This window comes from Mesorhizobium sp., assembly GCF_004962925.1.
Taxonomy (GTDB): domain Bacteria; phylum Pseudomonadota; class Alphaproteobacteria; order Rhizobiales; family Rhizobiaceae; genus Mesorhizobium.
Genome location: NZ_SUEO01000046.1, coordinates 24,932 through 32,767 on the forward strand (window position 1 = coordinate 24,932; position 7,836 = coordinate 32,767).

Consider the following 7,836-nt stretch of genomic DNA (forward strand, 5'->3'; position numbering starts at 1 on the left):
CGTGATCGGCTCCACCGCTTAGAGTTCGCCAAGAGGGGCAGTCATATGAATACGCAGAGTCGGCCTTCATCTCTGGCCGTTAAGATGCCGCAGGCGTTCGTCCGCGCGCTGGAAGAAATGCGGTGAAGACACAAATGCATGTGCGCATTTTCACCGACAGTGTCAGCTTCATGGATATTTCCATGTTCCGCACGGAAGGCATGCAGGTAACGGTTACGCCTGGTTGGAAGTATAAACCTTGCGACGTCGCAGTCATGTACGGGCTTGCCAATCCGCCCCGACGCTCCCAGCAGGGGCGTCTCAGGAACGCCATCTATCGGGAACACAACGGACCCATCGTCGTCATCGAAAGCTCGCTGATCGGCCGGAGTTTCAATCAGCGCCTGCCCGGTTGGCTCGCAGCGTTGCGCCGTCGGCCGCTGCGCCCGCGGCAAGTGCACCCGTACTACCGCGTCGCCGTAGGCGGAGCGTTGGGCGACGACGCCGATTTTTGTGCAGAAAACAGCCCGCCGGATCGATGGGAAAGGGTGCAGGCCGAATTCGGGATCAAGCTGAAGCCCTACCGGACCGAGGGAGATTACATACTCCTGGTCGGACAGGTGCCCAAGGATGCATCGCTACGGGGCATCGACATGGTGAGGTGGCTGCACGAGACCGCGGCGGCGATAAGGAAGGTCAGTGATCGTTCAATTCTGATCCGGCTGCACCCCAGCACGCGATGGCGAGATCAAGAAGCCATTGTCGATGCTTGCTCCACCGTGCCCAGGGTCACCATCTCGCGCGGCAGGCAGCCGTTCGCCGACGAGGTGGCAAATGCGTGGGTGTGCGTAACCTTGTCATCCGGTGCCGCCATCGACGCGTTGATCGCGGGCGTTCCTCCGATATGTCTATCTCCAGCGAACCTCGCATACCGCCTTTGTTCCAACAGTCTCGATGATATCGAGCATCCGAAGCAACCGGAACGGGAGCAGTTCATGCGCGACCTCTGTTACAGTCAGTGGACGCCGCGTGAGATGTCTGACGGAACCGCATGGAGACATATTTTTCCGGCGGTCGAACGAGAGATGGCGCGAACCGGCGGTGATTCCGGCGAGCATGGTGCAGGGCGTTCCCGGGTCATTTGGGCAGTACAGGCCGACCACCAGGGCCATCACCGACTAGAGACTGTCCTGTCGGCGTCGGAGAAGCAACGTTGGGCGAGGTCGCTTGCGCTTTGGACAGTCGCCGCCCGTGTTCTCCCAGGCAAGCGGAAAAGATGTCTGCATAGGCGGGCCACGGCTCTATTCATGCTCGCCCGCTACAGCGAGGCCGAGCTGGTGTTCTCGGAGCTTCGCAGCCGCAATCCAGACTTTCCAGGCGGACATGAAGGAGCAGCCCGTTCGGCAGAGAAGCTGGACCACTGGGGTATCGCGGCGGAGGCCTGGGCGGCGGCAAGCAGGCTCGCGCCTGGCCGCAAGGCACTCGCCGGACATGCCGCGGCCCTGCTCAAACTTGGAAGGCTGGCGGAAGCCGAAGCGGCTTTTGGCCTGCTGTGCGAACGTTTTCCGGCGGAAATCGCCGGATATCGAGGCCTGGAGCGGATCGCTTCCGAGCGCGGCGACTGGCCACTCGCACTGCAAATGCAGGATGTCATCTGGAAGACATTGAACGACCCCGACGCTATGCGGCGCAAGGTTCTGTTGCTTGTGCGGCTGCAGCGAATTGCCGAGGCTAAGGAGATCGTCAAGGAGTTGGAAGCGGGGAGCTCGCCACTTGCTTACCTGCTTGCCTCGATGCCACTTTTGGAAGCCACGCACGACTGGGCCACCATGAGCCAGCTCTTAGGCACGAACGAAGCGCTGCTCCTCGGGAATTGGCAGCTGCTGCATTCCTATTTAGGCGTTCTGGGAAGGCTCGGCCGGGCAGATGAGGCACTGGACGTGCTTGACCGCAGCCGCGCGGGTAAGGAGGCAGCCCGCAAGAAGCTTCGGATCAACTGCCTTATCCAGGCGCATCGGTATTTTGAGGCCGGTGAATGCTTGCGTCAGATTTGGGAGCACGGGAGTATCGACGAGTTCTCGCCTGAAATCCTGTCGGCCATGGTGAGTGCAGCCTGGGAGGCTGGCGGGGCTGGTCTCGCGAATGTCGTTTTGGATCGCGTAGACGCGGAAGCTCCCCCTACCGTAGCGGGGGAATTGCTGAGGCTATCGGCGGTCTTTCAGCGTACGAGGCTGCGCTCCCTTAATTGTCTGGTTTCCTCGTGTGAAAGTGCCTTCGATCAGAGGCCTCACATTGAGCAATTGGTTCGGGATCTCGCGCACAGCCGGGGAGCGGTGCGGGCTGAAAATCGTCGAGATGCGGTTAGCGACATCTGCGGGATTTTTGTCCGGCTTCGTTCTGAGCATGCGGCCTTCTTCCCAGATCCCTCCTTCGTCCTGAATGAAGCACTTGAAGTTGCAACGTGCATTGCTGAGGCATTCGATGAACTGAAGCCTCTTTCGCTGATCAGGTTGGGCGATGGGGAAGGGTGCATGCTTCCCTACCGACCCGAGCTGGAGGTGTTTCGCGAGACGGACAGGGAAGCGACCCAGCAGACCTGGTGGGGGGGCGCTGCCCAGGTGGATGATGCGCTTGAGTGGCAACTGAAAGAAGCGATACGTTCCGCCGATGTCGTTGGGCTTCCCGATCTCGATCGCACTAGTCGCGGTATTTTGAGCAACTCTCTGGAGGCATTGGGAGACGGCGGCAGAAATGCCCGCGGCCTCCTTGCATCGATCGAATTTGCTGCCGGAAACACCAGTAAGCAAGCTGTGCTGACCTCCTGCCATATCCACCAATCCCTATCCTTCTGGGGAATTTGGGACCTATTGTTCCCCAGGTTTGGAGCCGTGTCCCTGATCACATGTCATGCCAAGCTCGGCGGCGTTCTGGCGCAGCGATACGGGATAACTGTCGAGACGGTTCACCTGGTTCCGCCGGAACATAAATACGCCGCAGGCTTCGCCAGCATAGCCGGCGATGCGCACTATCCACACGCCTTCACCAGGCTGAGAGATCGATTGTCGGGACGGCTGCGCGGTCGTGTTTTTCTCATTTCAGCCGGCATGCTAGGTAAAATCTACTGCATGTGGATCAGGCAAGCGGGGGGTATTGCCATCGACATCGGAAGTGCCGCGGATTTCTGGTGCGGATACGATACGCGCAGCGTCGCGGACATCGTGACCTACAGGAGCCCTGCCGGTGTGGCAGAACAGGTCAGGGATCTAGCGTCGGGGCATTCTCGATTCGCTCGGTTGCTGCGGCTCGATACCTCGGCAAAATTGTTGCTTGGAAATCCCACTTGAGCGGGGCATCTCCCGAACTTGCCGTGGTCGTACTTTCCGTTGGTGCGCCGGCGGAATTGAAGACGGCAGTGGATTCGCTGCTGGCGCAACCAATTCCGCTCGAGATTGTCGTCGTCAACTCAGGCGGTGGCGATCCCCACTCCGTTCTTTCGAGTGAGGCCCCCGGTATCAGCGTCATTTCCACCCCGCAACTGCTGTGGCCAGGGGCCGCGCGAAACGTCGGCATCAGATCCACTCGCGCACCCTGGGTCGCGTTTCTTGCCTCCGATCTCGTCGCCAGTCCGGGCTGGGCGGCCAACCGGCTCCTGCTTCACAAGAAAGGCCGCAACTCCGTAGCCTCGGCCTTGGTCAACAGCCATCCGCGGAACCTCTATGCATGGGCAAGCCATCTCTCGGTTCTGGTTCGCCGGATGCCCGATGTGCCCAAGAGGAAGGCGCTCCGCTACGGCGCGAGCTATGCCCGAACGCTCTTCGAAAAATATGGCGGGTTCCGGGAGGACCTTCGGGTCGGGGAGGATACGGAGTTCCACCGCCGGATGAAACGTGCCGATCGTCCGGTCTGGGCCCCTTCGGTTCAGGCATCGCACCTGAACCCAACCAGTTTCCGGCAGATGATCCAGGATCAGCTTGCCCGTGGCAAGCGCGCCGCAATCCACTGGCCTGCCCTCGACGAGAGCTCGCTGCTGAGGCGAGGCTTCAGCCGGTTCATGCTCATCGCACCGCTTTCTTTCAGATCGGTTCGAGGGCTGGATCGCCTGTTCGTTGTCGCATCATGGCCGCTCGTCCTGGCGTGCACCTTCGCCTACGAGCGCGGCGTCGACCGAGGTAAGCGCGAATTGGCGCGGGCGGGCGGACCAGGTGCCGCGCGCGTGACGGTAGTGGCAATACTCGACCGGGATGACTGGCAAGCGAACACGGATATCATGGTGGTTGTCGATCCGACCTACAGACATCTCACCTGGATTCCCCGGGATCTTTGGGTCCCCAGCCTCAACGATCGCATCAATGCGGCATTTGCGATCGGCGGCGGCGATCTTCTCCTGAAAGCGGTTCGAGAACTGGGGTTTCCAGCTGAGAGCCTACTGTGTGTCAGGCGCGCCGCGACCGAGGCTGCGCTCGAGGGGGTCAGGGTCACTGTGCCAGTGAGCGAACCTCTCGACTTCTGGTATCCCTTGCATCCTACGCGCCCGATCGAGGAGGGACGCAAGGCCATCTCGTTCCGCCCTCCAGAAGAGCTTCTTTCAGGCGAGCGACTTCACCAGTGGATGGGGGCGCGGATCATGATCAATCGCAGCGGGTCGGACCTGTTGCGACTGGATCGTCAGCAGTTGTTGCTGAGAGCTCTGCTCGCGGCCGGCTTTGATTTCCAGCGTGTGCTTCGGGACCCGAGCTTACAGCGGACTTCCGGAAAGAATCCCCTGGCGGCACTGTCCAGGGTGAGGCCTGATTGGCACTTCTCCACTCTCGGTCCCCTCAAAGATGCTACGACGGATGGAAAGGCTGTTCTCGTAAAGGGGTAAATATTCCCGGTGCGAGACTCAAGATGGCACGAGCCGAGCGCGGGCGGCCAACGTCGCGGACCTCCGCTTACGACCGCTTCCGTGGTCACGCCGGCTATTCCACGATCTCTTGGTGGAATACTCGACAACTGCCTGGTTCCTCCTGACGTCGCATCACACCAGACGGAGCTTGATTGAGAACGACAATAGGGTTGAAGCAAGCGGCCATCGCAATAGATTTCGGGGACTGAAGAGTACGATGCCTGCGAAAGTGTCCCTCACAGGAGAGGCTCGTGACGTCTGACGACAACACACCCATCCTTTCCGGGGCGCCTATCCTTTCCGGCGCGATCGGGGAATACTGCGAGTTCGATCCTCCGGCCTCACTCGAAGGGCATTTCCAGTGTGTCTGGTCCAATACATTGCGACCGGAGGCGGGGAGCTTATCGGCCGTGGTGCCCGACGGCTGCGTCGACATCACCTGGATCGACGGCGATCTGGTCGTAGCGGGCCCCGACGTGGCCGTTGCCCTCTCTACGCTGACACCCGGCTCTACTGTGATCGGCACCCGCTTCCGACCGGGTGCGGCAAGCCGGTGGCTCGGTCTGCCGATGTCTGAGATCGTGGGCGGCCGCGTGGCGCTCAGCCATTTCTGGGGAGCGCTGGCGCGCGAAATCGCCCAGAGAATTGGCGATGCATCCTCCACGGCGGAGCGGATGCGGGCGATGCAAGTGGCACTCTCCAGGCTTGCGCCCGATTTCGAGCCGCCACCTCCGGACATGGGATTTGCCTTCAACGCGCTGAAAACGGAATCCGCCGGTCCGGGGATGGCGGTCATCCTCGACCGGCTCGACGTCAGCCCGCGAACACTTCGCCGCCGCTGCCAGGAGGCTTTCGGCTATGGTCCGAAGACTCTCGACCGCATTCTCCGCTTCCAGCGGTTTCTGAACCTGGCGCGGCAGTCCGCCGAGCCGCGCCTTGTCGATCTTGCGTTCGAGGCGGGTTATTCCGACCAGGCGCATCTCACGCGCGAGGTGCGGCGCCTGTCTGGGTTTTCGCCCGCGACGGTTCTGCGACAGCTCGGCGCCTGAGCTGGCCGTTTCGTTCAATACGCCACCGCCAACTCCGCCTAGTCTGCCTTCATTGGAAAGGAGGCAGATATGACCATCTACAAATCCCGCATCATCACCGTGTCCATCGACAGGGATTGGCGCGAAGTTTATGACTTCGCCTCCATCCCGGAGAATTTCCAGCGCTGGGCGGCAGGCCTCGGCCGGCGCTTCGAAAGATCGGGCGAGGAATGGACGGCGGAGGATCCCGACGGCCGGCCCATCCGCATCCGCTTCTCCCGGCCCAATGAATTCGGTGTCCTCGATCACATCGTCTTTGCCGAGGGCAAGGAAACCCGCAATGCGGTGCGCGTGGTTCCCAATGGCACCGGCGCAGAGGTCATGTTCACGCTTCTGAAGGCACGGGACATGACGGAGGAGATCTTCGCTGCCGACGCCGCGGCGGTGCAGCGCGACCTCAACACTCTGAAGGCGATGTTCGAACCCTGAGCCTTCCAGAGACCACGAAAGGAGAAGATCATGGTCAAATCAAGCAACGACAAGCGCATCGACTACGTCGAGTTTTCGGTCAGCGATATCCCGCGTTCGCGCGACTTCTATGGCAAGGCCTTCGGCTGGTCCTTCAAGGACTACGGGCCGAGCTATTGCGAGTTCAACGATGGCCGCCTGACCGGCGGCTTCGCCCTCGGTGGCCAGAGCAAGGCGGCAGGCGGGCCGCTGGTGATCCTCTATGCCGACAAGCTCGACGAGACCCAACGCCGCGTCGAGGAGGCAGGCGGGAAGATCGTCAAGCCCGCCTATTCCTTCCCGGGCGGCCGCCGCTTCCACTTTTCCGATCCGGATGGCTACGAGCTGGCCGTGTGGTCAGCGAAGTGAAGAGGTGGAGAGGGACGCCGGACCGGATCCGGCGCCCCCATCAATTTTCCTTCTGTATGTCCCGCGACTCCACGAAGGCACGACCATTTCTCCCCACTGCGACTCATGTAGCGCTTAACGAGAAAGCAACGCGCTGTTGAGGTCCTGTTAGTCGCTGCCTATGCCTAGGAAATAGCCAATCGCAAGGCGCCTTGGGTGGCTAGTAGCTTGTGCTTTTCGAAGATCGCTAGCTTCTGCGGATAAGTGATCCGCACCTTGGCGTTACACCCGTCGCATCTGATGTGCGCGATTGTTCTTAGCGCAGAGCCCTTCCTTACAGTCGGATGCGAGCAATCCGGACAAGCGAATGTCAGCGAAACATCAGACAAGTTTTCGGCTAAACCCATTTCCATCTCCCTCGCCAGCGCTCTGGCGACACCATTCAAAGCCGCCGTATGTGAAACTGATATGAAGGCGCTCACATAGTGACCGAAGAAGTTCGCTGCCCCGCAATCAGCGAGCCTCGCTTCGAATGTACCAGACCGATTTCGGCCCCAACTCGGGCGAGTCTCAATTTGCAATTTAGATGCCAATCCGATCGTGCCAAAACGGGACGAGGCATGCCGAGAACCTTAGGAGACGCAGCGCCGCGTCGAGGAGGCCGGCGGGAAGATCGTCAAGCCCGCCTCTTCTGGCGCCGCTTCCATTTCTCCGATCCGGACGACTACGAGCTGGCCGTGTGGTCGGACAGGTGAGAAAGCCCAAGCAAGCGAGGCAGCAGAGAGAGGCGCCGTGCCGAGCTCGGCGCCTCTTCGAATGGTTGGGTTGGGCCACCAAGGATCCGATTGCGCGGGTGGTTATAGCTGCGCTGAACCTAGTCAAAGGGGCAAGCGCTGCTGTTTAAACGATGTAACAATTATTGTCCGATGGCGTAGCGCTCGCATCGTATAAGGCTGGCCTGAGGACCATCGCATACCGCACCGCGCATGACGGAACCGACACGAACGACAATACGGCAAAGACTGTATGCCTTGTTGATCGCCGGCCTGGGCGGGCTGGCCGCATCGGCAATCTCGTTTTCGATGACGC

The 7,836-nt window shown here is 60.7% G+C and carries 5 protein-coding genes and 1 pseudogene; all 6 read left to right on the forward strand.

Features of this window, described 5'->3' with window-relative positions; all coding sequences use genetic code 11:
- Positions 1–134 precede the first annotated feature (134 nt).
- A complete protein-coding gene (locus tag E5W87_RS12220; RefSeq protein ID WP_292397440.1) occupies positions 135–3,323 on the forward strand; it encodes a hypothetical protein in 3,189 nt (1,062 codons plus the stop codon).
- Positions 3,320–4,843 (forward strand): glycosyltransferase, encoded by a 1,524-nt coding sequence (locus tag E5W87_RS12225; RefSeq protein WP_292397443.1) that lies wholly within the window; start codon positions 3,320–3,322, stop codon positions 4,841–4,843. Before E5W87_RS12220 ends, E5W87_RS12225 begins: the two co-directional genes overlap by 4 nt.
- Before the next feature lie 272 nt (positions 4,844–5,115).
- Entirely contained in the window at positions 5,116–5,913 is a 798-nt protein-coding gene (locus tag E5W87_RS12230; protein ID WP_292397445.1) for a helix-turn-helix domain-containing protein, read from the forward strand.
- A gap of 69 nt (positions 5,914–5,982) precedes the next feature.
- Positions 5,983–6,381, forward strand: a complete 399-nt coding sequence (locus tag E5W87_RS12235; RefSeq protein ID WP_292397448.1) for an SRPBCC family protein — start codon at positions 5,983–5,985, stop codon at positions 6,379–6,381.
- Positions 6,382–6,411: 30 nt separating this feature from the next.
- Entirely contained in the window at positions 6,412–6,768 is a 357-nt protein-coding gene (locus tag E5W87_RS12240; RefSeq protein ID WP_292397451.1) for a VOC family protein, read from the forward strand.
- A 598-nt stretch (positions 6,769–7,366) separates the two neighbouring features.
- A pseudogene (locus tag E5W87_RS12245) lies at positions 7,367–7,502 on the forward strand (VOC family protein); the annotation flags it as partial.
- Positions 7,503–7,836 lie beyond the last annotated feature (334 nt).

Coding starts and splice junctions, on each gene's coding strand:
- E5W87_RS12220 (WP_292397440.1), top strand. CDS start 135: ATGCATGTGCGCATTTTCACCGACAGTGTCAGCTTCATGGATATTTCC.
- E5W87_RS12235 (WP_292397448.1), top strand. CDS start 5,983: ATGACCATCTACAAATCCCGCATCATCACCGTGTCCATCGACAGGGAT.
- E5W87_RS12240 (WP_292397451.1), top strand. CDS start 6,412: ATGGTCAAATCAAGCAACGACAAGCGCATCGACTACGTCGAGTTTTCG.